Raw genomic sequence first — 24,471 nt, 5'->3', positions numbered from 1 at the left:
GTCAGGTACCTAGGTTGAGGGACTCACGTGGCAGAGGCGGAGCGCATCATCGGTACGCCGGATATCCCAGAGGCGGCGGGAGCCGAGCCGGAGCAGGCCGACGAGCACGCGAAGGACGCCGCGGCCGAGCGGCCCCGGGGCAAGCGCCGGATCGCCGTGCTGTTCGGGGTCGCCGCGTTCGCGTACGCCCTCGACCTGATCAGCAAGATGATCGTGGTCGCCAAGCTGGAGCACCACCCGCCGATCGAGATCATCGGGGACTGGCTGAAGTTCGAGGCGATCCGCAACGCGGGCGCGGCCTTCGGCTTCGGCGAGGCCTTCACCGTGATCTTCACGGTGATCGCGGCGGCCGTGATCGTGGTGATCGCCCGGCTCGCCCGCAAGCTGTACAGCCTGCCCTGGGCGATCGCGCTCGGCCTGCTGCTCGGCGGTGCGCTCGGCAACCTCACCGACCGGATCTTCCGCTCGCCGGGCGTCTTCGAGGGCGCGGTCGTGGACTTCATCGCGCCCAAGCACTTCGCCGTGTTCAACCTGGCCGACTCCGCGATCGTGTGCGGCGGCATCCTGATCGTGCTGCTGTCCTTCAGGGGGCTGGACCCCGACGGCACCGTGCACAAGGACTGAGTCCGCGAGGAGCCAGGGGAGTCCGGGGCCGGGACGGTTGTCCACAGGCTCCGTACGGGGCTGTCGGACCCGTCCGGCATACTCGTCGGGTGAGCACGATTCCCGAGATCCGCACCCTGCCCGTGCCCGACGGCCTGGAGGGCGAGCGCGTCGACGCCGCCATCTCCCGCATGTTCGGCTTCTCCCGTACGAAGGCGGCGGAGCTCGCCGCCGCGGGGAAGGTCACGGTCGACGGGTCGGTGGTCGGGAAGTCCGAGCGGGTGCACGGCGGGGCCTGGCTCGAGGTCGAGATGCCGCAGGCGCCCGCGCCGGTGCAGGTCGTCGCCGAGCCGGTCGAGGGCATGGAGATCGTGCACGACGACGATGACGTGGTCGTGATCGTGAAGCCGGTCGGGGTGGCCGCGCATCCGTCGCCGGGCTGGTCCGGGCCGACCGTCATCGGCGGGCTCGCCGCCGCCGGGTACCGGATCTCGACGTCGGGGGCGGCCGAGCGCCAGGGCATCGTGCACCGGCTCGACGTGGGCACATCGGGTCTGATGGTCGTCGCCAAGTCGGAGTACGCGTACACGTCGCTCAAGCGCCAGTTCAAGGAGCGCACGGTCGACAAGCGGTACCACACGCTCGTCCAGGGCCACCCCGACCCGACCAGCGGCACCATCGACGCCCCCATCGGCCGCCACCCCAACCACGACTACAAGTGGGCGGTCACGGCCGAGGGCAAGCCGTCGATCACGCACTACGACCTCATCGAGGCGTTCCGCTCCGCGTCGCTGCTCGACGTGAAGCTGGAGACCGGGCGCACCCACCAGATCCGCGTCCACATGGCGGCCCACCGCCACCCCTGCGTCGGCGACCTCACCTACGGCGCCGACCCGACCCTCGCCAAGCGGCTCCGCCTGACCCGCCAGTGGCTGCACGCCGTCCGGCTCGGCTTCGAGCACCCGGGGGACGGGCAGTGGGTGGAGTTCGAGAGCGACTACCCGGCCGACCTGCAGAAGGCGCTGGACCAGGTCCGCGAGGAGACGTGGGCATGAGCTCCGCGCCGTACGCCGTCCGTGTCGCGGAGGATCCCGCCGACCGTGAGGCGTGCTTCGTGGTGCGCAAGGAGGTCTTCGTCGGGGAACAGGGCGTTCCCGAGGACATCGAGTACGACGCGTACGACGCCACCGCCGTGCATGTGCTGGCGGTCCGGGAGGACGGGGTACCGCTCGGGACCGGCCGGCTGCTGTACGGCGAGGCGGCCGCGGCGAAGGTCGGCGGCGATCCGTCGGTGGGGTCGCTGGGGCGGCTCGCGGTGACGAAGGCGGCGCGCGGGCTCGGGGTCGGGGCCGCGCTGGTGCGGGCCATCGAGGAGGCGGCACGCGCGCGTGGGCTGGCGGCCGTGGATCTGCACGCGCAGACACATGCGCTGGGGTTCTACGAGCGGCTGGGGTACGTGGCGTACGGGCCGGAGTTCCCCGACGCGGGGATACCGCACCGGGCGATGCGGCGCGTTCTGTAGCCGGGGGGCCGTAGGCACTGGTGAGAGAGGCGGCGTGGCAGGCTTGAGGTCTGCCTTGTGTACGCCGATGTCATCGGAGCGCTGAGCGTGGATCAGTTGGCCCTGCTGTTCGTGCTGTTGCTCGGGGCCGTGGTCAGTGTCCCGGTGGGGGACCGGGTCGGGTTGCCGGCGCCGGTGTTGATGACGCTGCTCGGGATCGTTCTCGCGTTGCTCGAATTCGTCCCGAACGTCGAGGTTCCGCCGGACCTGATCCTGCCGCTGCTGTTGCCGCCGTTGCTGTACGCGGCCGTACGGCGGACCTCCTGGCGGCAGTTCGCGGCCAACGTGCGGCCCATCTTTCTGCTGGCCGTGGCGCTGGTGTTCGTCACGACGGTGTGCGTGGCCGCGGTCGCCCACGCGATCGTGCCCGGGCTGCCGCTCGCCGCCGCCGTGGCGCTGGGCGCGCTCGTCGCGCCGCCCGATCCGGTCGCCGCGACCGCCGTCGCCGGGCAACTCGGGCTGCCCCGACGGCTGGTGTCCATCCTGGAGGGCGAGGGGCTCTTCAACGACGTGACGGCCATCGTGCTGTACCACGTGGCGATCGCGGCCGCCGTGAGCGGCACCTTCTCGCCGTGGGAGGCCGGACTCGATCTCCTGCTGTCCGCCGTGGTGGCGCTGGCCGTCGGGCTCGCCCTGGGGTGGGGCGCCAACAAGCTGATGGATCTGCTGGGGGACCCGACCCTGCAGATCGGGCTCACGCTGCTGGTGCCGTACGCCTCGTACGTGCTGGCCGAGGAGCTCCACGGCTCCGGTGTGCTCGCGGTGCTCGTCACCGCCCTGTTCCTCGCCGAGTACGCCACCGGCGCCGACGACGTGATGACCCGGCTCGCCGGGCACACCTTCTGGGACATCGTCGACATGCTGGTCACCGGCGTCGCGTTCGGGCTGATCGGGCTCGAACTGCACATCGCGGTGCGCACGGCGTCCGGGCGGTGGCAGGAGATGCTCGGCTGGGCGGCCACGGTGGTCGGGGTCGTCGTAGTGGTGCGGCTGCTGTGGTTGATGCCGGCCACCTGGCTCACCAAGCGGATGCACGCGAAACGGGACTACGACGAGGAGATCCCGATGAGCTGGCGCGAGTCCGTCGTGATGTGGTGGTCGGGGATGCGCGGCGTCGCCTCGGTCGCCCTGGCGCTGGCCATTCCGCTGGAGACGGACTCGGGGGCCGCCTTCCCCGACCGGGACGAGATCGTGTTCATCGCGTTCGGGGTGATCATGGCGACGCTGGTGCTCCAGGGACTGACCCTGCCGTGGCTGGTGAAGAGGCTCGGGGTGCAGGCCGACAGCGCGCGGGAGAAGGAGTTCGAGAAGCAACTGGCGGTGCGGGCGGCCAAGGCGGCGAAGCGCAGGCTCAGGGAGATCGAGGCCGTCGAGGACCTGCCGGAGGACCTGTCCGAGCAGATGCTGCGACGGGCCTTCGAGATCGGGGTGCGGATCAGCCCGGACATGGGCGAGGAGGAGCGCAGGGAGGCGCATCGGGAACGGCTGCGGCGGCTGAAGCGGGTGCGGCGGATCCAGGCGGAGCTGCTGAGCGCGGCGCGGCACGAGGTGCTCGCGGCGCGCAGCGAGCCGGGGGCCGACCCGGAGGTGGTGGACCGGGTGCTGCGGCATCTGGACGTGCGCAGTCTGCGGTGATCTTCATGGCAGTCGTGTGAACGTACACGGCATGTCCTGCCTCCCTTTGTACGCTCGGATCATGGCTCGCAACGTTGTGATCAGTGGTGGCGGTACGGGAATCGGGCTCGCGGCGGCCCAGTTGTTCGCGGCGGACGGGGACCGGGTCCTGCTGCTCGGGCGACGCGCCGAGGTGCTGGAGCGGGCCGGTGTGCCCGGTGCCCTCACCTACGCGGCGGATCTGAGCAGGACGAGCGGCGCACGGGGCGTGGAGCGCTTCGTGGCATCCGAGTTCGGCACCGTGGACGTACTGATCCACAGCGCCGGAGGCAGCGGGTATCTGGAGCCCAGGGTGGACAGCGACGAGCCCCTCGACGTCGTCCTGCACAACTGGACCCTCAACTTCGGCCTCAACACCCTGACCGCCGCCCTGCTCACCGAGGCCCTGAAGGACCGGCTCGCCGACCCTGGCGGGCGGGTGCTGTTCCTCAGCTCCATCGCCGCCTTCCGGGGGTCCGGCAGCGGGGCGTACGCGGCGTCCAAGGCCGCGCTGCACCCGTACGCCCATGATCTCGCCCGGCAGTTGGGGCCGCGCGGGATCACCGTGAACGTGGTCGCGCCCGGGTATGTCGAGGACACCGAGTTCTTCGGCGACGGCATGGACGAGGCGCGGCGGGCGCGGCTGGTCGCGGAGACCTCGACCGGGCGGGCCGGTACGCCGGGGGACGTCGCCGCGACCCTGCACTGGCTGGCGTCCCACGGCGCCGGGCACATCACCTCGCAGATCATCCAGGTGAACGGCGGGGCCGAGCGCGGCCACTGAGCCGGTCGGAGACGGCCGGAAGCCGCCTCCGACGGCCACAGCCGGCTTTGCCGGTCAGGGCCGCTCCGGGCGCGTCGGCTGGTGGTCGTGCTGGTGGGGGCGGCGGCCGGTCGGGACGCGCTGGGGGACGGGGAAGCCGGGCGGCAGGACCGCGTCCGTCGCGTTGACGCGCGGCAGCGCGTACGGGTGCCGCTCGGTCAGCCAACGGATCAGCTCCTCGCGCACCGTGACCCGGACCGTCCACAGGTCGTCCGCGTCCTTCGCGGTGACCAGCGCCCGCACCTCCATCGTGCTGGGCGTCGAGTCGGTGACGACCAGGCCGTAGTCGCGGCCGTCCCACGCCGGGCACGCGCGCAGGATGTCGCGGAGCTGCCCGCGCATCGCCTCCATCGGCGCCGAGTGGTCGACGTGGAGGAAGACGGTGCCGGTCATCTGGGCACCGCCGCGCGACCAGTTCTCGAAGGCCTTCGACGTGAAATACGACACCGGCATGGTGATCCGGCGCTCGTCCCAGGTCCGCACGGTGAGGAACGTCAGCGTGATCTCCTCGACGGTGCCCCACTCGCCGTCGACCACGACCGTGTCCCCGATGCGCACCATGTCGCCGAAGGCGATCTGCAGCCCGGCGAACATGTTGCTCAGCGTGGACTGGGCCGCGACACCGGCGACGATGCCGAGGATGCCGGCCGAGGCCAGCAGCGAGGCGCCGGCCGCGCGCATCGCCGGGAACGTCAGCAGCATCGCCGCCACGGCGACCACGCCGACGACCGCCGCCACCACACGCATGATCAACGTCACCTGGGTGCGCACCCGCCGGACCCGGGCCGGGTCGCGGTGGACGCGGGCATAGCGGCTGTACGTCGTCTCCACGACCGCGGCCGCGATCCGGATCGCCAGCCAGGCGGCCGCCCCGATCAGCACCAGTGTCAGCACCCGGCCGACGGCGACCCGGTGTTCCAGCAGCAGCTCGGCCTCGTCGTACGACCCTCTGAGCAGGGCCGTACACAGGACGAGCTGGTAGGGGACGCGGGCACGGCGCAGCTGACCCCACAGCGGAGTCTCACTGTGCCGTTCGTCGGCCTTGCGCATCAGGCGGTCGGTGGCCCACCCGATGATCAGGGTGAGCAGAACCGAGCCGCCGACCACGATCAGCGGGCGGAGTATGTTCTCCATGCCCTCGAACGTAACCACTCGAGGGGGGTCATGAACATGTGCGTCGGTGAGGCGGTGGTCACGGCGTTGTCGGACCCGGCTGGCACCATGGCCTCATGAACATCATGCTCTTCCACTCGACCTATGGCCTCAGGCCCGCGGTGCACCAGGCCGCGGACCGGCTGCGCGCCGCCGGACACGAGGTGTGGACGCCGGACCTCTTCGAGGGGCGTACGTTCGAGACGGTCGAGGAGGGCATGGACTTCAACGACCGGATCGGCAAGGACGAGCTGCTCAAGCGGGCCGTGCTCGCCGCCGCGCCCTACTCGGAGCGGGGTCTGGTCTACGCCGGGTTCTCGCTCGGCGCCTCCATCGCCCAGACCCTCGCGCTCGGTGACGAGAAGGCGCGCGGGCTGCTGCTCCTGCACGGCACGTCGGACATCGCGCCGAACGTCTCGGTGGACGATCTTCCGGTGCAGCTGCATGTCGCCGAGCCGGACCCGTTCGAGACGGACGACTGGCTGAGCGCCTGGTATCTGCAGATGGGCAGAGCGGGCGCCGACGTGGAGGTGTACCGATACGCGGGTGCCGGCCACGTCTACACCGACCCCGACCTGCCGGACTATGACGAGGAGGCCGCCGAGGCCACCTGGCGGGTGGCACTCGGCTTCCTCGACACCCTCTAGCCTGACGGCCTCCGGAAGGTCGTCAGCACTTCTTCGGCGGGTTGACCAGCGAAGCGAAGTGCCCGGACCGTTGGTGGTGGAGCAGGCTATCCGCAGGCTCGTGCCCCGCGGTTCCGCGTGGCGAGGGTCAGGGCGGCGGCGCCGACCACCGCGGTCTTCGTCAGGACACTTCGGGGGGTGGCCATGTGACTCCCATCGTGAACAGAACTGACGGACCGCCAGTGCGGCGGCCCGTCAGTATGTTCGACGTATTGAAGATCGTCCGGGTTGCTCGGGACGTGGTCCTTAGACCGGATCGTTGGTGCGTTCCACCTTCTGCGTGCCGCTGCGGGTGCGGTACGAACGGGCCCAGGAGGCGGTCGCGTTCTGCTTCGTCTTGTCGGACAGGACGTAGTAGTCCATCTGTGCGCGGTCGGCCGTGATGTCCAGGACGCCGTAGCCGTGGCGGTCGGTGTCGACCCAGTGGACGTGCCGGTTGGCGGCCTTGATGATCGGCGAGGCGATCGCGGAGACCGTGCCCTCGGGGACCTTGACGATGTCGTCGAGGTTGTCGGAGGTGACCGAGGTGACGACGAACTCCGTGGCGGCGGAGGCGGACAGCGGGTACGTACCGGCGTCCACCGGCACGTCGTTGGCCCACGCCATGTGGATGTCGCCGGTCAGGAACACGGTGTTGCGGATCGCGTTCGAGCGCAGGTGGGCGAGCAGCTCCCGGCGGTCGTCCGTGTAGCCGTCCCATTGGTCGGGGTTGAGGGCGAGCCCCTCCTGCGGCAGGCCCAGCAGCTTGGCCAGCGGCTTGAGCAGGTCCGCGGTGAGGGAGCCGATCGCGAACGGCGAGATCATCACCGAGTTGCCGACCAGCCGCCAGGTGGTGTCGGAGGACTTCAGCCCCGCCTTCAGCCAGTCCAGTTGGGCCCGGCCGGTGAGGGTGCGGTCCGGGTCGTCGACCTCGCCGTTGCCGACGGACACCTGCTGCGAGCGGAAGGAGCGCAGGTCGAGCAGGGAGAGGTCGGCGAGCTTGCCGAAGCGCAGGCGGCGGTAGGTGGTGCCGGCGATCGCCGGGCGCACCGGCATCCACTCGAAGTAGGCCTGCTTGGCGGCGGCCTGGCGCGCGGCCCAGGTGCCCTCGGCGCCCTCGGTGTGGTTCTCGGCGCCGCCCGACCAGGAGTCGTTGGCGATCTCGTGGTCGTCCCAGATCGCGATGACGGGCGCCTTCGCGTGCAGGGCCTGCAGATCCGGGTCCGTCTTGTACTTGCCGTGCCGGATGCGGTAGTCGGCGAGCGTGAGGATCTCGTGGGTGGGCGTGGTCTGCCGTACGACGGTGCCGCGCGTGCCGTACTCGCCGGTGCCGTACTCGTAGATGTAGTCGCCCAGGTGCAGCCAGGCGTCCAGGTCGCCGCGGGCCGCGAGGTGGCGGTACGCGGAGAAGTAGCCGCCTTCCCAGTTGGCGCAGGAGGCCACGCCGAAGCGCAGGCCCGTGACGGACGCGTTCGCCGCCGGCGCGGTGCGGGTGCGCGCCACCGGGGAGTCCGTGCCGCCCGCCGAGAAGCGGAACCAGTAGTCGGTGGCCGGTTCCAGGCCGCGTATGTCCGCCTTGACGGTGTGGTCGGAGGCGGCCTTCGCGGGCGTCGAACCCTTGGCGACTATGTTCGTCAGCGCCTTGTCCCGGGCGACGATCCAGCTGACCTCGGTGTCCGGGCCGAGCCCGGAGCCGGGGGTCGCCTCGGGCACGGGCGTCACGCGGGTCCACAGCAGGATGCCGTCGGGCAGCGGGTCACCGGAGGCGACGCCGTGCAGGAAGGCGGGGGCCGCGTCGACGGCGCCGGCGGGCAGCGCGGCCGCGAGCGGGCCGGCCAGGACAGCCGTCGCCGCCGCGGCCTTGACGACCGTACGGCGGCGAGGGGAAAGGGATTTGGCGCTCTCGGACGACGAGGGCGCGTGCTCGGATGATCTGTATCGACTGGTCACGGACGATCAGGTTACTGATCGGTATGAACGAGAGCGGGCGAACTGGTAAAAGTTCGCCCGCTCTTCGACCAGTCGTCGATTCAGCCCTTGAGGGCCGCGTCCACCGCCTTGGTGAACTCGGCCGCCGTCCACGGCTGGTTGGGGTTGGACGTCTTGAGCAGGTTGCCGTCCATGACGAAGCTCGGGGTGCCCGTCACGCCGTCCTTGTTGGTGTCGAAGGACTTCGACATGGCGAGCGCCCAGGCGTCGTACGTGCCCTTCTTCACGGCGTTCTGGAACTTGGCGTTGTCCTTCAGGGCGGGGACGGAGTCCCCGATCTCGATCAGGTAGTCGTCGTCCTTGAACTTGTCGTCCGACTCCTCCGGGTGGAACTTCGCCGAGTAGAGCGCGGTCTTGTACTCCATGAACGCCTCCGGGCTCACGTTCAGCGCGGCGCCCATGGCGCTCATCGCGTTCTTGGAGCCCTCGGCGTTGGCACCGATCTTGCCGTCCTTCAGCTGGTCGCCGTCGAGGAACGTGCCGCCGATGAACTGGATCTTGTACTTGCCGGCCTCGACGTCCTTGTCGACGACCGAACCGGCGGCCTGCTCGAAGGAGGCGCAGACGGGGCAGCGCGGGTCCTCGTACACCTTGAGGGTCTTCTTGGCGCTGTCCTTGCCGATGACGACGGTCGTGCCGTTCGTGCCCGTGGTGTTGGCCGGTGCGACGACCTTGTCGTCCTTCACCGCCTCCCACTGGCTGGGCTTGCTGGCCTGGACGACGGCGTAGCCGATGCCGCCGGCCGCCGCCAGGACGCCGACCACCGAGGCGGCGACGACGATCTGCCGCCTCGTCTTCGCCCGCTTCGCCTCGCGCTCGCGCTCGGCGCGCAGCCGCTCACGGGCCGCCGTCTTCGCCGCCTGGCTGTTCCGCTTGCTCATCTTGATCTCCATGGGGACGCGCACACGTCGTGTGCGGAATACGTTCGGGTGGGCTGTGGTGCTCAGACGCCGTTCGCGATCAGGCGAAGGCGGGCGAGCACGGTGGTCCACGCCGTCCCAGGGAGTGCACGAGGAGGAGGTTGCGGGCGCCGGCCGTCCGGCGGGCGGGGCGCGGCAGGCGGCGGACCGGTGCGGTCCGGCGCACCGTCACCGCGGCGACCGCGAGCAGCAGCGGGCGGAACGTGGTCGCCGCCACCGCGCGCAGCAGCTGGGCCAGGGCACGCTCGCCGCGCCGCAGCCAGGCCGCCGCGAGGAGGCCGACGCCGATGTGCGCGCCGAGCAGGAGCCAGGGCGTCGCCGGGTCGGCCTGGGTGGTCAGGAGGGTCGCCAGGTGGCGGGTGTCGGTGCCCGTCATGCCGGCCAGGGACGTGCCCACGGCGGTGTTGTCGCCGCACAGTACGTCGAAGCCGACGGACCGCAGGGGGCCCGTGACCGGGCCGCCCGCCCGGCCGTAGCAGACGTGCTGCCCGGTGGTGAGGATCGTGTCGGCGGCCAGTTCCAGCGGGATCAGCAGCGCGGCGATCCGCCCGTAGGTCCGCTCACGGCCGGCCATGGCGTACGCGAGCACGAACACGGCCGCCGCGAGCAGGGCCACCGTGCTCAGCGGCAGCGGAGCCCGGGACAGCAGCACGTGCGACGCGGTGCTGAGCGTCACGACGAGTGACGTGAACAGCGCCGCGCGTACGGCTCGTAGCTGGGTCCCGGATATGTCCATGGCGGAGAAGAGTGTGGCACGTAGTCCTGTAAGAGACCCTTAAAGGGTGCCTGTGAGCGACGACGGAACGCCTGTGAGCGGCCGTTCCGTCACAGACCCGGAATCCGGCCGTTGCGGAACAGGTCCACGAAGATCTGGTGGTCGGCACGCGCGCGTGCGCCGTAGCCGTGTGCGAAGTCGACCAGGAGTTCCGCGAAGCCGGCACCTCCGTCGGAGTCCGCCGCGATCGCCGCGTCGATGGCCCGCTCGGTGGAGAACGGCACCAGGGACTCGCCGGAGGTGTCGTCCGCCGCCGCGTGCATGGTGGCCGTGGCCCGGCCGAGGTCGGCGACGACCGCCGCGATCTCCTCCGGGTCGTCGATGTCGCTCCAGTCCAGGTCCACGGCGTACGGCGAGACCTCGGCGACCAGCTGGCCCGCGCCGTCCAGCTCGGTCCAGCCCAGCCACGGGTCGGCGTTCGCCTGCAGGGCGCGCTGAGAGATCACCGTGCGGTGGCCCTCGTGCTGGAAGTAGTCGCGCAGCGCCTGGTCCGTGATGTGCCGGGAGACGGCCGGGGTCTGGGCCTGCTTGATGTAGATCACGACGTCGTTCTCCAGGGCGTCCGTGTGGCCCTCCAGAAGGATGTTGTACGACGGTAGCCCGGCCGATCCGATGCCGATGCCGCGGCGGCCGACCACGTCCTTCACTCGGTACGAGTCGGGGCGGTCCAGGGAGGCGTCCGGCAGCGTCTCCAGATAGCCGTCGAAGGCCGCGAGCACCTTGTAGCGCGTGGCCGCGTCCAGCTCGATGGAGCCGCCGCCCGGGGCGAAGCGGCGCTCGAAGTCACGGATCTCGGTCATCGAGTCCAACAGCCCGAAGCGGGTCAGCGCACGGGCGTCCCGCAGCGCGTCCAGCAGCGGGCCCTGGGCGGTGTCCAGCGTGAACGGCGGCACCTCGTCGCTCTTGGCGCCGGTCGCCAGGGCGTGCACCCGCTCGCGGTACGCGCCCGCGTAGATCCGCACCAGCTCGCTGATCTGCTCGTCGCCGAGCGCCTTGGCGTAGCCGATGAGGGCGATCGAGGCGGCGAAGCGCTTGAGGTCCCAGGTGAAGGGGCCGACGTACGCCTCGTCGAAGTCGTTGACGTTGAAGATCAGCCGGCCGGTGGCGTCCATGTAGGTGCCGAAGTTCTCGGCGTGCAGGTCGCCGTGGATCCACACGCGCGAGGTGCGCTCGTCCAGGTACGGGCCGCCGCGCTTCTCGGCGTCGAGGTCGTGGTAGAAGAGGCACGCCGTGCCGCGGTAGAACGCGAACGCCGAGGCCGCCATCTTGCGGAACTTCACGCGGAACGCGGCCGGGTCGGCGGCCAGGAGCTCGCCGAAGGCGGTGTCGAAGACGGCGAGGATCTCGTCGCCGCGCTGCTCGTCGTTGAGCTGGGGGACCGACATCGCTGGGTGCCTCCTGGTGCAGGTGGTGCATGACGTATGGGGCGGAACCTCCCCTGATGGCAACGTACGAGCGTGCGAGGGAGTGCCCGCCTTCTTCGCATGAAGGTACGCGGGGGAGCCGCCCGAGTGTCAGTGCCGAGGCATAGACTTCGACGCTGTCCCCCAGACTGTCCGCAGCCCTTCGGAATCTGGTCCGGATCTTGTCGACGCCTGTTTGCCTTGGAGGCCGAAACCGTGTCAAAGCCGCCGTTCACGCACCTGCACGTCCACACCCAGTACTCGCTGCTGGACGGTGCCGCGCGGCTGAAGGACATGTTCGACGCGTGCAACGAGATGGGCATGACGCACATCGCCATGTCCGACCACGGCAACCTCCACGGGGCGTACGACTTCTTCCACAGCGCGAAGAAGGCCGGAGTCACCCCGATCATCGGGATCGAGGCGTATGTCGCCCCCGAGTCCCGGCGCAACAAGCGCAAGATCCAGTGGGGCCAGCCGCACCAGAAGCGCGACGACGTCTCCGGTTCCGGTGGTTACACCCACAAGACGATGTGGGCCGTGAACAAGACGGGTCTGCACAACCTCTTCCGGCTGTCCTCGGACGCGTACGCCGAGGGCTGGCTGCAGAAGTGGCCCCGCATGGACAAGGAGACCATCTCCCAGTGGTCCGAGGGGATCGTCGCCTCCACCGGCTGCCCCTCCGGTGAGCTCCAGACCCGCCTGCGCCTCGGCCAGTACGACGAGGCCCTGAAGGCCGCCGCCGACTACCAGGACATCTTCGGCAAGGACCGCTACTTCCTGGAGCTGATGGACCACGGCATCGAGATCGAGCACCGGGTCCGCGACGGTCTGCTGGAGATCGGCAAGAAGCTCGGCATCCCGCCGCTGGTCACCAACGACTCGCACTACACGTACGCGCACGAGGCGACCGCGCACGACGCACTGCTGTGCATCCAGACCGGCAAGAACCTCTCCGACCCGGACCGCTTCAAGTTCGACGGCACCGGCTACTACCTGAAGTCCACGGACGAGATGTACGCCATCGACTCCTCGGACGCCTGGCAGGAGGGGTGCGCCAACACGCTCCTCGTCGCGGAGATGGTCGACACCACCGGCATGTTCGAGGCGAAGAACCTCATGCCGAAGTTCGACATCCCCGACGGCTACACCGAGGTCACCTGGTTCCGCGAGGAGACCATGCGCGGCATGCACCGCCGCTTCCCGGACGGCATCCCGGACGACCGTATGAAGCAGGTCGAGTACGAGATGGACACCATCATCTCGATGGGGTTCCCGGGCTACTTCCTCGTGGTCGCCGACTTCATCATGTGGGCCAAGAGCCAGGGCATCGCGGTCGGCCCGGGCCGAGGCTCCGCGGCCGGCTCGATCGTCGCCTACGCCATGGGCATCACCGACCTCGACCCGATCCCGCACGGCCTGATCTTCGAGCGGTTCCTCAACCCCGAGCGCATCTCGATGCCCGATGTCGACATCGACTTCGACGAGCGTCGGCGCGTCGAGGTGATCAGGTACGTGACCGAGAAATACGGCGCCGACAAGGTCGCCATGATCGGCACCTACGGCAAGATCAAGGCCAAGAACGCGATCAAGGACTCCGCGCGCGTGCTGGGCTACCCGTACGCGATGGGCGACCGCCTCACCAAGGCGATGCCCGCCGACGTCCTCGGCAAGGGCATCGACCTCGACGGCATCACCAACCCCTCGCACCCGCGCTACAGCGAGGCGGGCGAGATCCGCGGGATGTACGAGAACGAGCCGGACGTCAAGAAGGTCATCGACACCGCCAAGGGCGTCGAGGGTCTCGTGCGGCAGATGGGTGTGCACGCCGCCGGCGTGATCATGTCCAGCGAGCCCATCGTCGACCACGCCCCGATCTGGGTGCGGCACACGGACGGCGTGACCATCACGCAGTGGGACTACCCGCAGTGCGAGTCGCTCGGCCTGCTGAAGATGGACTTCCTCGGCCTGCGCAACCTGACGATCATGGACGACGCCGTCAAGATGGTGAAGTCCAACAAGGGCATCGACCTCGACCTGCTGGCCCTGCCGCTCGACGATCCGAAGACCTTCGAACTGCTCCAGCGCGGCGACACCCTGGGCGTCTTCCAGTTCGACGGCGGTCCGATGCGCTCCCTGCTGCGCCTGATGAAGCCCGACAACTTCGAAGACATCTCCGCCGTGTCGGCGCTGTACCGTCCGGGCCCGATGGGCATGGACTCGCACACCAACTACGCCCTGCGCAAGAACAAGCTCCAGGAGATCACCCCGATCCACAAGGAGCTGGAGGAGCCTCTCAAGGAGGTCCTGGACGTCACCTACGGCCTGATCGTCTACCAGGAGCAGGTGCAGAAGGCCGCCCAGATCATCGCCGGGTACTCGCTCGGCGAGGCCGACATCCTGCGCCGCGTGATGGGCAAGAAGAAGCCCGAGGAACTGGCCAAGAACTTCGTCCTCTTCCAGAAGGGCGCCCGGGACAAGGGCTACAGCGACGAGGCCATCCAGGCCCTGTGGGACGTGCTGGTCCCCTTCGCCGGATACGCGTTCAACAAGGCGCACTCGGCCGCGTACGGCCTGGTCTCGTACTGGACCGCCTACCTCAAGGCCAACCACCCCGCCGAGTACATGGCCGGGCTGCTCACCTCGGTCAAGGACGACAAGGACAAGTCGGCCGTCTACCTCAACGAGTGCCGGCGCATGGGCATCAAGGTGCTCCCGCCGAACGTCAACGAGTCGGTGCACAACTTCGCCGCGCAGGGTGACGACGTGATCCTCTTCGGCCTCGAAGCCGTGCGCAACGTCGGCACGAACGTGGTGGAGTCGATCATCAGGAGCCGCAAGGCCAAGGGCAAGTACGCCTCCTTCCCCGACTACCTCGACAAGGTCGAGGCGGTCGCGTGCAACAAGCGCACCACGGAATCGCTGATCAAGGCAGGAGCCTTCGACTCCCTGGGCCACACCCGCAAGGGCCTCACCGCGCACTTCGACTCGATGATCGACAACGTGGTCGCGGTCAAGCGCAAGGAGGCCGAGGGCCAGTTCGACCTCTTCGGCGGCATGGGCGAGGAGGACACCAGCGAGCCCGGGTTCGGACTCGACGTGGAGTTCACCACCGAGGAGTGGGACAAGACCTATCTGCTCGCCCAGGAGCGGGAGATGCTCGGTCTGTACGTCTCCGACCACCCGCTCTTCGGCCTGGAGCACGTGCTGTCCGACAAGGCCGACGCGGGCATCGCCCAGCTGACCGGCGGTGAGCACGCGGACGGTGCCGTGGTGACCATCGGCGGCATCATCTCCGGGCTCCAGCGCAAGATGACCAAGCAGGGCAACGCCTGGGCGATCGCCACGGTCGAGGACCTCGCCGGTTCCATCGAGTGCATGTTCTTCCCGGCGACGTACCAGCTCGTCTCGACCCAACTCGTCGAGGACGCCGTGGTGTTCGTCAAGGGCCGCCTGGACAAGCGTGAGGACGTGCCGCGTCTGGTCGCGATGGAGCTCCAGGTCCCCGACCTGTCGAACGCCGGCACCAACGCGCCCGTGATCCTCACCATCCCGGCCACCCGGGTCACCCCGCCGATGGTCAGCCGCCTCGGCGAGATCCTCAGCCACCACAAGGGCGAGAGCGAGGTCCGCATCAAGCTCCAGGGCCCGACCAAGACGACGGTGCTGCGACTGGACCGGCACCGGGTGAAGCCCGACCCGGCGCTCTTCGGTGACCTGAAGGTGCTGCTCGGGCCGTCCTGCCTGGCGGGCTGAGCGACCGCGAGAGAAACGCGCGAGGGGCGCGTCCCGCACGGGATGCGCCCCTCTTCGTGTGCCTGGGTCTCAACAACCCGTTATGCAGATGTCAGTTGTGACCGAAGCGCTTCTGCCGGCCCTTGCGGGCCATGTCGCCCGGGGTCACCTGCGTGGCGCGCTGCTCGGCCTGCGTCTCCATCGACGACTGCTGAGCCTGCTGCTGGCCACGCTCGGACTGCGGCTGCTTTCGGTCCTGTTTCTTGTTCTTGGCCATGGTGGTGCCTCCTGTGGGGGATCTAGGGGCCAGGGCCGCGACCAGATTCACATAGGCTGACAAAGAACGCATTTCGGACAATTACCGTGTGTGACAGCGGTTGTCGGGGCGTGAGGCATGGCGTGTCGCGGCGGTGATGCCCCGAAACGCCACGCCGAAGATCGAGTTCGCCCCGTTAACCCCCGCGTGGTCGGGCAGACTCGAAGGAAGCCCGAAGCAAACCTCCCAGGAAGAGGGTGAGTCGCGTGGACCGCTGCATCGTCCTGGTGGACGCCGGGTATCTGCTGGGCGCCGCCGCCAGCCTTCTCGCCGGGGAGCCCTCCCGGTCCCGGATCACCGTCGACCACACCGCCCTCATCCAGGGGCTGCGCGAACGCGCCGAGTCCGACACCCAGCAGCCCCTGTTGCGCATCTACTGGTTCGACGGCGCCCCCGACCGCGTCCCCCAGCCCGAGCACCGCAGGCTGCGCGTGATGCCCCGGGTCACCGTCCGCCTCGGCGCCCTGACCCGCAGCGACGGACGCTGGGCACAGAAGGGCGTGGACGCCGCGATGCACGCCGAACTCACCGAGTTGGCCCGCAACCGCGCCTGCTCAGATGTGGTGCTGGTGACCGGGGACGGCGATCTGCTGCCGGGCATGATGGCCGCCAAGGAGCACGGCGTCGCCGTACACCTGTGGGCCGTACAGGCCGCCGACGGCGACTACAACCAGTCCGAGGACCTGGTCGCCGAGGCCGACGAGCGGCGCGTGCTCGACCGTACGTGGATCACCAAGGCCGTACGCGCCAAGGAACTCACCGGAGTCTGCGCGCCCCCGCCCGTGCCCCGGCCCGAGATCGCCGCGATCCTGTCCGCGCCGCTGCCCGACTCCGCGCTCGGCGCACGGGCCGAGCGACCCCGCGAGGAGGGCGAGCACGAAGCGGCGTCCGCCGCCTCGGAGAACGGCACCCAGGAGCGGGTGCCGGCGCCCAAGGGCGTGCCCACGCCGAAGGACCTCGCCGCCCTGCGCGCGCCCGGTGTGCAGCCGGCCCAGAACCCCGCGAGCGCGACGCTGCGCTGGTCCTCCGACAAGGGGTGGGTCGACCGGCCCGGTGTCGCGGCGGAGCCGGCCGAGGCCGCGTCCATGCCGACGCTGGCGCAGCTGACCACGGCGGAGCAGCGGTGGGCCGACCGGGAGGAGGACATCACGACCGTCGGCGGCGATCCCTACGAGGTGGGGCAGGTCTTCGCGCGGCGGTGGATGGGGCGGCTGGGGGACCAGGGCCATCTGCAGCGGCTGTCCGGGATGTATCCGCGGATTCCGCATCGGATCGACGGGGAGCTGCTCAGGTACGCGGCTCGGTTCGGGCTGCTCGCGCACAAGGACGACCAGATCGACGAGCATGACCGGTACGCGATTCGGGCCGGGTTCTGGCGGGAGATCGATGTGCGGACCGCGGCGGAGCACGCGCCTGTCGGCGAGTGACTCGACAGGGTTCGTGCGTGGTTGAGCGTCCTTGCGGCGGATTCACGGTCACCGGTGGATTTATCGCTACCGCGAGATTTGTGGTCGCGAGCTGGCGGTTTGTACCGAGTGGCCGACCCGAGGACGGACCTGGGGTCCGGACCCCGTAGTCTCGTCCCTTGTGAGTACGCGCGTGGGACAGGCACTTCGGCACAGCGGGGATGTCGTGTGTGCCGTGCGCGGGCTGACCAAGACCTATCCCGCCGTGCGAGGGCGGCGCGGGACGCCCGGGACACCCGAGGTGCGGGCCACCGACGACGTACGGCTGGACATCCGGCGCGGCGAGATCTTCGGGCTGCTCGGGCCGAACGGCGCCGGCAAGACGACTCTCGTCCGGCAGCTCACCGGGCTGATGCGGCCCGACACCGGCAGCGTGGAGATCCTCGGGCACGACATCGTGCGGCACCCGGAGCGGGCCGCGCGCATCCTCGCCTACCTCGGGCAGGAGTCGACCGCCCTCGACGATCTGACCGTGTCGCTCGCCGCCGAGACGACCGGGCGGCTGCGCGGCCTGGACGTGCGGCAGGCGCGGGACGAGCGGGACGCCGTACTCGACGAGCTGGGCCTCGGACCGCTTGCCGGGCGGCCGATCAAGAAGCTGTCCGGCGGGCAGCGCCGGCTGGCCTGTTTCGCCGCCGCGCTGGTGGGGGAGCGGCCGCTGCTCGTGCTCGACGAGCCGACCACCGCGATGGACCCGATGGCCCGGCGGGCCGTGTGGTCGGCCGTGGACCGTCGGCGGGCCGAGCTCGGTACGACCGTGCTGCTCGTCACCCACAACGTCATCGAGGCCGAGACCGTGCTCGACCGGGTCGCGGTGCTGGACCGAGGGCGCGTGATCGCCTGTGACACGCCGTCCGGGCTCAAGGAGCGGGTCGCGGGCGAGGTACGGGTCGAGCTGCTGTGGCGGGAGCGGGCGCCGCTGGAGGTGCCCGAGGTCGCCGCGTTGCAGGACCGGGTCGTGGAGTCCGGGCGGCGCTGGACGCTGCGGCTCGCCCCCGAGGAGGCCCGCGCGGTCGTCGCCACCGTCACCGGCGGGGCCGCCTTCGCCGCGCTGGACGACTTCACGCTCGCCACGCCGAGCCTGGAGGACGTGTATCTGGCGCTGGGCGGGGACGTGCAGCAGGGGCTGGTGAAGGCATGAGCGCACGGCCCCTCGCATCCGTATCCGTAGCCGTATCCGTGTCCGTACGGGACAGGGCCACCTCCCCAGTGAACCCCCGTGTGAAAGGGAGCAGCGCCACGTGAGTGTCGTACCCGCCGAGGTTCTGCCGGGCAGCGCCCTGGCCATGGACGAGACGGCCGCTCCGGCCGCGGCCGAGCTCGGGCCGCGTGCGCGGCTGTGGCCGTCGCTGTGCGCCGTGTACCGCGCGCAGCTGTCCCGGGCGCGGGTGGCGCGTATTCCGCTGCTGTTCGTGGCGACCTTCCAGTCGATCGGGATCATGATCCTGATGCGCGGGGTCGTGGACGGCGGGGCCGAGGCGCAGGCCGTGGTGGCCGGATCGTCGGTGCTCGTGGTCGCCTTCGTCGCGCTGAACCTGCTCGCGCAGTACTTCGGGCAGCTGCGGGCCAGTGGTGGGCTCGACCACTACGCCACGCTGCCGGTGCCGCCGGCCGCGGTGGTGCTGGGCGCCGCGGGGGCGTACGCCTCCTTCACCGTGCCGGGGACCGTGGTGACCGCCCTCTTCGGGTGTGTGCTGTTCGGATTGCCGGTGGCGCATCTGTGGGTGCTCGTCGCGGTGATCCCGCTGGCCGGGGCCGCGCTCGCCGGGCTCGGGGCGGCGCTCGGGCTGCTCGCGCCGCGGCCGGAACTGGCCACGCTGCTCGGGCAGTTGGGCATGTCCGCGGCGCTGCTGCTGGGGGTGCTGCCGGCCGACCGGATGCCGGAGGTGGTGCGGTTCGCGCGGGATCTGCTGCCGTCGACGTACGGTGTGGAAGCCTTCGCGCGGACCTTCGGGCCGCACCCCGACTGGGCGTTCGTGCTCGGTGACCTCGCCGTGTGCGGGGTCGTCGGCGTGGTCTCGCTGGGCGTCGCCACCTGGGCCTACCGCCGGGCGGCCGTCCGGTGACGCGGCGCTCAGGTCGGCCTGGCACGATGGCAGAGTGACCGCTCCGCTGACTCCACAACCGCCGCCGCATGACCAGTCCCCGAACACCGGGTGGCAGCCGCCTGCTGCCGGTCAGGATGCGTCGTCCGCGCCGCAGGACGCCGGGTACGGCGCCCCGTCCGGCTCGTCCGGCTCGTACGGCCCTCAGGGCCCGCACGGCATGTACGGCGTCCATGGCTCGTACGAACAGGACGGCCCCGGGATGAAGACCGAAGTGCGAGAGGCCGCCGTGGTCGCGCTGGTGGTGGCGCTCGGTGGGGCGCTGCTCGGGGTGCTGTGGTGGTGGCTGGCGCCGAGTGTGCCGCTGGTCGGGGATGTCGTCGACAACAACTGGGTCGTCTACTTCAAGGACACCGAGGGGGAGCAGGCCGCCGGGGTGGACGGAACGTTCACCCTGCTTGCGCTCGCGTTCGGGCTGGTCAGTGCGGCTGCGGTGTTTCTCATACGGCGGCGCGGGGGTGTGCCGTTGGTGGTGGGGCTGGCGGTCGGCGGGTTCCTCGGGTCCTTGCTGGCCTGGAAGGTCGGGGTGTGGCTCGGGCCCTCGCAGGACGTGATCGCCCACGCCAAGGACGTGGGTAAGGGGGTCACCTTCTCGGCGCCGCTGAAGCTGGGGGCCAAGGGGGTGTGGCTGGTCTGGCCGCTGGCCGCGTTGGTGGTCCATCTGGGGCTGACGGCGTTGTTCGGGCCTCGGGACGTGGATCCGTATCAGCAGCAGCTGGAGGCGCAGCGGCCGCAGGGGGCTCCGCCGGTGTAGGGCTTTGGTGTTTCGCCCCCGCCGCCCCTACCCGTCCCGTCCTCCAGGGGCTCTGCCCCTTCGACCCCGGCCCCCTTTCTGGGGGCTGCGCCCCCAGACCCCCGCTTCGGCCCTTGAGGGGCCTCGTCCTCAAACGCCGGACGGGCTGGAATGCCCCGGCCGGCGTCCAGCAGTGCTGGTCGCTACGCCGGGCGTCGGCCGTGGTTTGAGCGGCCCTTCTTGATGCGCCACTTGCGTTTCCGTGTTTTCTTCGACATGTCTCCCGTACTTAACCGAGGAGACCGGGTTCGTCGAGGGGTCACGTACGCCCGATGGGGGCGACGACCGCTTCCGTGAGCTTGGTGAGGTCATCGGGGGAGAGTTCGACCTCCAGGCCGCGGCGGCCTGCCGAGACGCAGATCGTGGTGTGGGTGGAGGCCGAGGCGTCCAGGACCGTCGGGAGTTTCTTGCGCTGGCCCAGGGGGGAGATGCCGCCGCGGACGTAGCCGGTGGTGCGTTCCGCGAGGGCCGGGTCGGCCATCGCCGCGCGCTTGCCGCCGACCGCCGAGGCCAGGGCCTTGAGGTCCAGTTGGCCCGCCACGGGGACGACCGCCACCGTCAGGGTGCCGTCCACGTCCGCCACCAGCGTCTTGAAGACCCGGTCCGGTGACACGCCCATCGCCTCCGCCGCCTCCTCGCCGTAGGAGGGGTGGGCGGGGTCGTGGTCGTAGGCGTGGACGGTGTACTCGGTGCCCGCGGCCGTGAGGGCGACCGTCGCGGGCGTGCCGCCGGGCTGTTGCTGGTTCTTCTTCGACTTCTTCGCCATGGTGGCCGGTTCCCCAGGGGTAGTGCGCCGGTGTTCCGCGTCAGTTGAGACTTGTCGGGCCGCGCGTCAGGTCCGACGCCGGCAGCGACGGCAGCGTACGGATGATCGAGGTCTCGGCGCGAAGGAGTTTCAGTTCGTCGCGCAGCCGGGAGGCGGTGTCCTTGGACTGGAGCAGACGCTGCTTCGTCGGGGTGTCCAGCATCATCGCGGCCGCCACCAGGTAGGAGACGACCGACGGCTGGTCCGGAAGCTCGGCCGCCGTGGACAGGGAGCGTTCGCGGGCGCCAGCGAGGCGCTTCTGGTACTGCCGGAACGACCGCAGCACCCCTTCCGCCAGTGCCCCCGCCTCGTCCCCCGGCTCCTCCGGCAGCTCCTCCAGCTCCGCCGTCAGGAACGGGCCCGATGTGTCGACCGAGAGCAGGCGCACGCGAGTCGTTCCCGTCGCCAGCACCTCGAACGTGCCGTCGGCCCGCTCGCGGATCGTCGCCGCGTCCGCCACACAGCCCACCCCATGGAAGGCCTTGACCGGGTCCGCGCCGAAGCCCGCCGTGGGGCCGCGGTCGGGCAGGGCCGTCGGGTCGGGCATGCCGGGTGCGCTCGGGGCCACCTCGTGGCCGTCGCGGATCGCCACGACGGCGAAACGGCGTGGCTCCTCCTCGGGAGTCTTCAGCAGCTCGCGCATCATGGCGCGATAACGCTCCTCGAAGACGTTCAGGGGGAGTACGAGGCCCGGGAACAGCACCGAGTTCAGGGGAAAGAGCGGAAGGCGGACGGTCACGGCGCCAAAGCCTAATGGTCGCCGGAGTGAACGCGTCCGGCGAGACCACTCCGTGGATCATCGGCGGGCGCCCGCCCGGGAGCCGCGGCCGCCGCCCGCACCCGGATCTCGTCCCGCACCTCGAGGAAACGGCCCAGCGGATCGTCCGCGAACCGGCTCCAGGGAAAGGAGGTGGCGTACGGGCCGATCAGGCGCAGCTGCTCCAGGGCGTCCTCCCAGCGGCCCAGCTGTGCCAGGACGTACGTCAGCTTGTTGCGCATCCCGGCCGGCCACAGGTCGGCCGCCGGGAACCGGGCGGAGAGCGCGATCGCCCGGTCGGCCGCCGCGTCCAGCCGCTCGGGCGGCACACCGGGACCGCAGCCGTCGGTCAGGTAGGCGAAGGCGGCCCGGGTCGGCAGCGCCTGTACGAGGGAGTCGGCCGGGGCGTCCTGGGCCGCCCGGTCGGCGAAGTCGAAGCACTCGCGGTGCGAGCCGTGCCAGGACGAGGCCAGATAGCGCAGGGCCGCGACATGGCAGCCGTAGTGGAGCGGGGCGCGGCGCAGCGCCGCCTCCCACAGCTCCCCGAAGTAGGTGTGCCCGGCGCGTGAGCCGCGGGCGTGGTCCAGGGCGATCCGCCACGGCACCGGGTCGCGGTCGTCGGCGCGTGCGGCGGCCGTGATCAGCGGGCTCACCCCGCGCAGCAGCTCGGCCCGGGCCGGTGACCGCCAGGCGTGGTCCACCGCGAGCTGGGCCTTGACCAGCAGCGCGTCCGGGTCGTGCGGGGCGGCGGCGCACCAGGCCTGCAGCCACTCCGGCCGCGAGCGCGCGAAGGCCGCGAGGCGCAGCACGTATCCGTCGCGGTGCTCCCACCGCGCCCTCAGCCGGGTGGCGGCGAGCAGCTCGGCGGCGGGCTCGTACGCGCCCCGCCCGGCCGCGACCAGCGCGGGACCGAGGTGGTCGTCGGGCGCGTCGAGGAGCACCTCGGCGTCGGCGGGGAGCCCGACGGCGGGGTGGTCGACGGTCCTTGGCGTCCGGGACGCGCGGCCGAACGGGAGCAGCAGAGCCATGGTGTCGACCATTGAAAGTCCGCTGGTCGCGCTCGCGCCAGAGGGATCGGTCAACCCGTGGAAAGTTGTACGCGGATGGGTCAAGAACGGGTAAAGGTCAACCCTTCAACAACTGTCGGACATGCACACGTTCCGCTCAGGAACCCCACTGACCTCACCAAACCCAACCGTGTCAGCTCCGCCGCAGCAGCCGCGTCGCCCCCGCCGCCACCGTCGTCGCCAGGATCCAGCCCAGCAGGATCATCGCGGCCGCCAGCCACTGCCAGACGCCGCGCAGCTGCCAGAACCCGACCTGGCCCAGGTCGATGACCGGCAGCAGCAGGTCGAGGGCGAAGAGGGCCGGGCTCCAGGCCGGATGCTCGCCGCCCTTGAGCGGCGGCGGGTCGGCGTAGGTGAAGGCCACCGAACTCGCCGCCCACAGCACCGCCATCCACACGGCCGCCCGGCCCGGCCGGTAGCCGTAGGCGACCATCCAGTCCTGCGCGTACCCCACGAGCTTGGCCGCGGGCGGCAGCGTCTCGCGGCGCCGGCGCTGCTTGGCGAGCAGCACCTCGCGCGCGTCCTCGTCCTCACCGCCGGCCCGCAGCACGGAGGCCAGCAGCTCGTACGGCTCCGGGTTGTACTCGGCGGTCGCGGCGGTGACCCACTCCAGCCGCCGCTCCAGCGGGAACGGGCCGCGCGGCACCAGGTTCTCGTAGCTGAAGCCGCCCATGTGCAGCAGGCCCGGGCCCGGCCAGGCGTCCGCCCGGTCCATCAGGTTGACCACCCGCGCCCCCGACAGCACGACCCCGCCGCGCTCCGGCCGCTCCCCGAGGAAGCGCAGCTCCGGCGTCTGGATGCGGCGCAGCGACAGCTCCTGCTCGTCGGTGAACGCGAACCGGGCGCGCTCCAGATCCACCGCGTCGCCGAACCGCCCGTCGTCCAGCCGCACCCCGCCCTGGCACGCGAACCGCTGGATGCGCGTCCCGCGTGCGGGCGTACGGCCGCTCAGCAGCGGACTGCCGACGCCCGCCGGGGTCAGATACAGGGTGCGTCCGACGGTCAGCTGGGGCGCGTTCAGCGCGAGCCGCGTGTACGGGTTGACCAGCCGCGCGCCCCGCAGGCTGAGCGACACGCCGATGCTGGCGCCGCGCAGGCTCATCTCGCCGTGCGACTCCAGCATCTCGGCCTGGAGGTCCTGGCCGACGTTGATGCCGTCCGCGGCGATCGAACGGCCGCTGCGGTCGCGGTAGACGATGGCCTGGTTGAGCAGCAGATCCGTGCCTATCTGGGCGTCGGTGAGCCGTATGCCGTTGTGGAAGCGGCAGCGCGGCAGATGCAGGTCGCCCTCGGTGTGCACCCGGGCGGCCTCCAGACGCGGCACCTGGCAGTCCACCAGCCGTACGGTCGTGAAGCGGGCCTCCGGCAGCCGGATCTCCCGGTCGAAGCGGCAGCCGCGCATCTCGACGTACGGCACGACCGTGCCGCCCGCGAGGTCCATCGTGTCGCTGATCCGCACGCCGACGAGCTTCAGCGAGGACACCCGGCCGGCGAGGGCGGGCGGCCCGTCCAGCAGCAGCCAGCAGACGATACGCGCGCGTACCGTCCGCTCGTCTCCCCAGGGATGTCCGCCGTGCGGATCGTCGACGACCGCGTCGCCGCTGCTCAGGTCGTACACGCTGCCGTTGCGGAAGGCCTGCCACATACCGAGTTCGGCGGCGGTCAGGTCGTCCGGCAGGCCGTCCGGCAGGTCCCCGTCACGCAGGCCGGAACCTTCGGTCACGTCTTTTCCATCCCCCTCAGCTACTCGCCGGTTTAGTACAACTGTTCATTCCCGCTGAGTGACCCCCCGAACGCAAGACGTGAAGGTGATCTTCCAGGTTCCCCATGACTTCTGTTCCACCCAGTGATACGCGCGCACGACGCCGGACCCGGGTCTGAGA

Annotated in this window: 22 protein-coding genes; 11 read left to right on the top strand and 11 right to left on the bottom strand. The window is 70.6% G+C overall.

The features are described 5' to 3' along the window. Positions 1–27 precede the first annotated feature (27 nt). From lspA to ABD932_RS08675, 5 genes are all read left to right on the top strand, one after another. The gene (gene lspA / locus ABD932_RS08695; RefSeq protein ID WP_345010293.1) at positions 28–624 is read left to right on the top strand and encodes a signal peptidase II; all 597 of its coding nucleotides are present in this window, start codon (positions 28–30) and stop codon (positions 622–624) included. Between the two features lie 89 nt (positions 625–713). After that, positions 714–1,658 carry an RluA family pseudouridine synthase gene (locus ABD932_RS08690; RefSeq protein WP_345010291.1) on the top strand — a complete coding sequence of 315 codons (945 nt, stop codon included), beginning with the start codon at positions 714–716 and terminating at the stop codon, positions 1,656–1,658. Further along, positions 1,655–2,125, top strand: coding sequence for a GNAT family N-acetyltransferase (locus ABD932_RS08685; protein WP_345010290.1), 471 nt, complete (start codon positions 1,655–1,657; stop codon positions 2,123–2,125). Before ABD932_RS08690 ends, ABD932_RS08685 begins: the two co-directional genes overlap by 4 nt. 87 nt (positions 2,126–2,212) lie before the next feature. Then, positions 2,213–3,799 (top strand): Na+/H+ antiporter, encoded by a 1,587-nt coding sequence (locus tag ABD932_RS08680; RefSeq protein ID WP_345010288.1) that lies wholly within the window; start codon positions 2,213–2,215, stop codon positions 3,797–3,799. A gap of 61 nt (positions 3,800–3,860) precedes the next feature. Further along, on the top strand, positions 3,861–4,601 hold the full coding sequence (locus ABD932_RS08675; RefSeq protein WP_345010286.1) for an SDR family NAD(P)-dependent oxidoreductase: 741 nt from the start codon (positions 3,861–3,863) through the stop codon (positions 4,599–4,601). 54 nt (positions 4,602–4,655) lie between these two features. Here the strand turns inward: ABD932_RS08675 and ABD932_RS08670 are convergent, their stop codons facing one another. Continuing rightward, positions 4,656–5,774: a mechanosensitive ion channel family protein gene (locus ABD932_RS08670; protein WP_345010284.1), complete on the bottom strand. Its 1,119-nt coding sequence runs from the start codon at positions 5,772–5,774 to the stop codon at positions 4,656–4,658. Positions 5,775–5,869: 95 nt separating this feature from the next. Between ABD932_RS08670 and ABD932_RS08665 the strand changes: the two genes are divergently transcribed. Continuing rightward, positions 5,870–6,439 (top strand): dienelactone hydrolase family protein, encoded by a 570-nt coding sequence (locus ABD932_RS08665; protein ID WP_345010282.1) that lies wholly within the window; start codon positions 5,870–5,872, stop codon positions 6,437–6,439. Positions 6,440–6,724: 285 nt separating this feature from the next. On the opposite strand, the gene ABD932_RS08660 is transcribed toward ABD932_RS08665, so the two are convergent. From ABD932_RS08660 to ABD932_RS08645, 4 genes are all read right to left on the bottom strand, one after another. Further along, positions 6,725–8,407, bottom strand: coding sequence for an alkaline phosphatase D family protein (locus tag ABD932_RS08660; protein WP_345010280.1), 1,683 nt, complete (start codon positions 8,405–8,407; stop codon positions 6,725–6,727). A gap of 80 nt (positions 8,408–8,487) precedes the next feature. Further along, entirely contained in the window at positions 8,488–9,327 is an 840-nt protein-coding gene (locus ABD932_RS08655) for a thioredoxin domain-containing protein (protein ID WP_345010279.1), read from the bottom strand. Positions 9,328–9,406: 79 nt separating this feature from the next. Then, positions 9,407–10,102: a hypothetical protein gene (locus ABD932_RS08650; RefSeq protein WP_345010278.1), complete on the bottom strand. Its 696-nt coding sequence runs from the start codon at positions 10,100–10,102 to the stop codon at positions 9,407–9,409. Between the two features lie 89 nt (positions 10,103–10,191). Then, positions 10,192–11,526 carry a DUF2252 domain-containing protein gene (locus ABD932_RS08645; protein WP_345010276.1) on the bottom strand — a complete coding sequence of 445 codons (1,335 nt, stop codon included), beginning with the start codon at positions 11,524–11,526 and terminating at the stop codon, positions 10,192–10,194. Between the two features lie 234 nt (positions 11,527–11,760). On the opposite strand from ABD932_RS08645, the gene dnaE reads away from it, so the two are divergent. Further along, positions 11,761–15,300, top strand: a complete 3,540-nt coding sequence (dnaE, locus tag ABD932_RS08640) for a DNA polymerase III subunit alpha (RefSeq protein ID WP_345010274.1) — start codon at positions 11,761–11,763, stop codon at positions 15,298–15,300. A gap of 91 nt (positions 15,301–15,391) precedes the next feature. On the opposite strand, the gene ABD932_RS08635 is transcribed toward dnaE, so the two are convergent. Continuing rightward, positions 15,392–15,556 (bottom strand): hypothetical protein, encoded by a 165-nt coding sequence (locus ABD932_RS08635; RefSeq protein WP_093907043.1) that lies wholly within the window; start codon positions 15,554–15,556, stop codon positions 15,392–15,394. 245 nt (positions 15,557–15,801) lie between these two features. Between ABD932_RS08635 and ABD932_RS08630 the strand changes: the two genes are divergently transcribed. From ABD932_RS08630 to ABD932_RS08615, 4 genes are all read left to right on the top strand, one after another. Next, positions 15,802–17,022 (top strand): NYN domain-containing protein, encoded by a 1,221-nt coding sequence (locus ABD932_RS08630; protein WP_345010270.1) that lies wholly within the window; start codon positions 15,802–15,804, stop codon positions 17,020–17,022. Between the two features lie 205 nt (positions 17,023–17,227). Next, complete coding sequence (locus ABD932_RS08625) at positions 17,228–18,202, top strand: ABC transporter ATP-binding protein (protein WP_345010508.1); 975 nt, start codon at positions 17,228–17,230, stop codon at positions 18,200–18,202. A 100-nt stretch (positions 18,203–18,302) separates the two neighbouring features. Further along, positions 18,303–19,127 carry an ABC transporter permease gene (locus tag ABD932_RS08620; protein ID WP_345010268.1) on the top strand — a complete coding sequence of 275 codons (825 nt, stop codon included), beginning with the start codon at positions 18,303–18,305 and terminating at the stop codon, positions 19,125–19,127. 34 nt (positions 19,128–19,161) lie between these two features. Next, on the top strand, positions 19,162–19,920 hold the full coding sequence (locus ABD932_RS08615; protein WP_345010266.1) for an AAA family ATPase: 759 nt from the start codon (positions 19,162–19,164) through the stop codon (positions 19,918–19,920). A gap of 182 nt (positions 19,921–20,102) precedes the next feature. Here ABD932_RS08615 and ABD932_RS44180 read toward each other — a convergent pair whose 3' ends face one another. The 5 genes from ABD932_RS44180 to ABD932_RS08595 all read right to left on the bottom strand — a co-directional run bounded on the left by ABD932_RS44180 (position 20,103) and on the right by ABD932_RS08595 (position 24,311). Continuing rightward, positions 20,103–20,177 carry a hypothetical protein gene (locus ABD932_RS44180; protein ID WP_486389366.1) on the bottom strand — a complete coding sequence of 25 codons (75 nt, stop codon included), beginning with the start codon at positions 20,175–20,177 and terminating at the stop codon, positions 20,103–20,105. Positions 20,178–20,218: 41 nt separating this feature from the next. Next, positions 20,219–20,725, bottom strand: a complete 507-nt coding sequence (gene ybaK, locus ABD932_RS08610) for a Cys-tRNA(Pro) deacylase (protein ID WP_345010264.1) — start codon at positions 20,723–20,725, stop codon at positions 20,219–20,221. A 40-nt stretch (positions 20,726–20,765) separates the two neighbouring features. Beyond that, positions 20,766–21,503, bottom strand: coding sequence for an LON peptidase substrate-binding domain-containing protein (locus tag ABD932_RS08605; RefSeq protein ID WP_345010262.1), 738 nt, complete (start codon positions 21,501–21,503; stop codon positions 20,766–20,768). An 11-nt stretch (positions 21,504–21,514) separates the two neighbouring features. After that, entirely contained in the window at positions 21,515–22,561 is a 1,047-nt protein-coding gene (locus tag ABD932_RS08600) for a hypothetical protein (protein ID WP_345010260.1), read from the bottom strand. 160 nt (positions 22,562–22,721) lie between these two features. Then, on the bottom strand, positions 22,722–24,311 hold the full coding sequence (locus ABD932_RS08595) for an oxidoreductase (RefSeq protein ID WP_345010258.1): 1,590 nt from the start codon (positions 24,309–24,311) through the stop codon (positions 22,722–22,724). Between the last annotated feature and the right edge of the window lie 160 nt (positions 24,312–24,471).

Source organism: Streptomyces shaanxiensis (genome assembly GCF_039537145.1).
Lineage (GTDB): Bacteria > Actinomycetota > Actinomycetes > Streptomycetales > Streptomycetaceae > Streptomyces > Streptomyces shaanxiensis.
The sequence above is the reverse complement of the archived record's forward strand: the minus strand, read 5'-3'. Positions and strand labels throughout refer to the sequence as shown.

What these genes read in the sequence shown, in the direction of transcription:
- ybaK (WP_345010264.1), bottom strand. Translation starts at nt 20,725, where the DNA reads ATGGCGAAGAAGTCGAAGAAGAACCAGCAACAGCCCGGCGGCACGCCC.
- ABD932_RS08650 (WP_345010278.1), bottom strand. Translation starts at nt 10,102, where the DNA reads ATGGACATATCCGGGACCCAGCTACGAGCCGTACGCGCGGCGCTGTTC.
- ABD932_RS08665 (WP_345010282.1), top strand. Translation starts at nt 5,870, where the DNA reads ATGAACATCATGCTCTTCCACTCGACCTATGGCCTCAGGCCCGCGGTG.
- ABD932_RS08645 (WP_345010276.1), bottom strand. Translation starts at nt 11,526, where the DNA reads ATGTCGGTCCCCCAGCTCAACGACGAGCAGCGCGGCGACGAGATCCTC.
- ABD932_RS08675 (WP_345010286.1), top strand. Translation starts at nt 3,861, where the DNA reads ATGGCTCGCAACGTTGTGATCAGTGGTGGCGGTACGGGAATCGGGCTC.
- ABD932_RS08670 (WP_345010284.1), bottom strand. Translation starts at nt 5,774, where the DNA reads ATGGAGAACATACTCCGCCCGCTGATCGTGGTCGGCGGCTCGGTTCTG.
- ABD932_RS08685 (WP_345010290.1), top strand. Translation starts at nt 1,655, where the DNA reads ATGAGCTCCGCGCCGTACGCCGTCCGTGTCGCGGAGGATCCCGCCGAC.
- ABD932_RS08635 (WP_093907043.1), bottom strand. Translation starts at nt 15,556, where the DNA reads ATGGCCAAGAACAAGAAACAGGACCGAAAGCAGCCGCAGTCCGAGCGT.
- ABD932_RS08600 (WP_345010260.1), bottom strand. Translation starts at nt 22,561, where the DNA reads ATGGTCGACACCATGGCTCTGCTGCTCCCGTTCGGCCGCGCGTCCCGG.
- ABD932_RS08655 (WP_345010279.1), bottom strand. Translation starts at nt 9,327, where the DNA reads ATGAGCAAGCGGAACAGCCAGGCGGCGAAGACGGCGGCCCGTGAGCGG.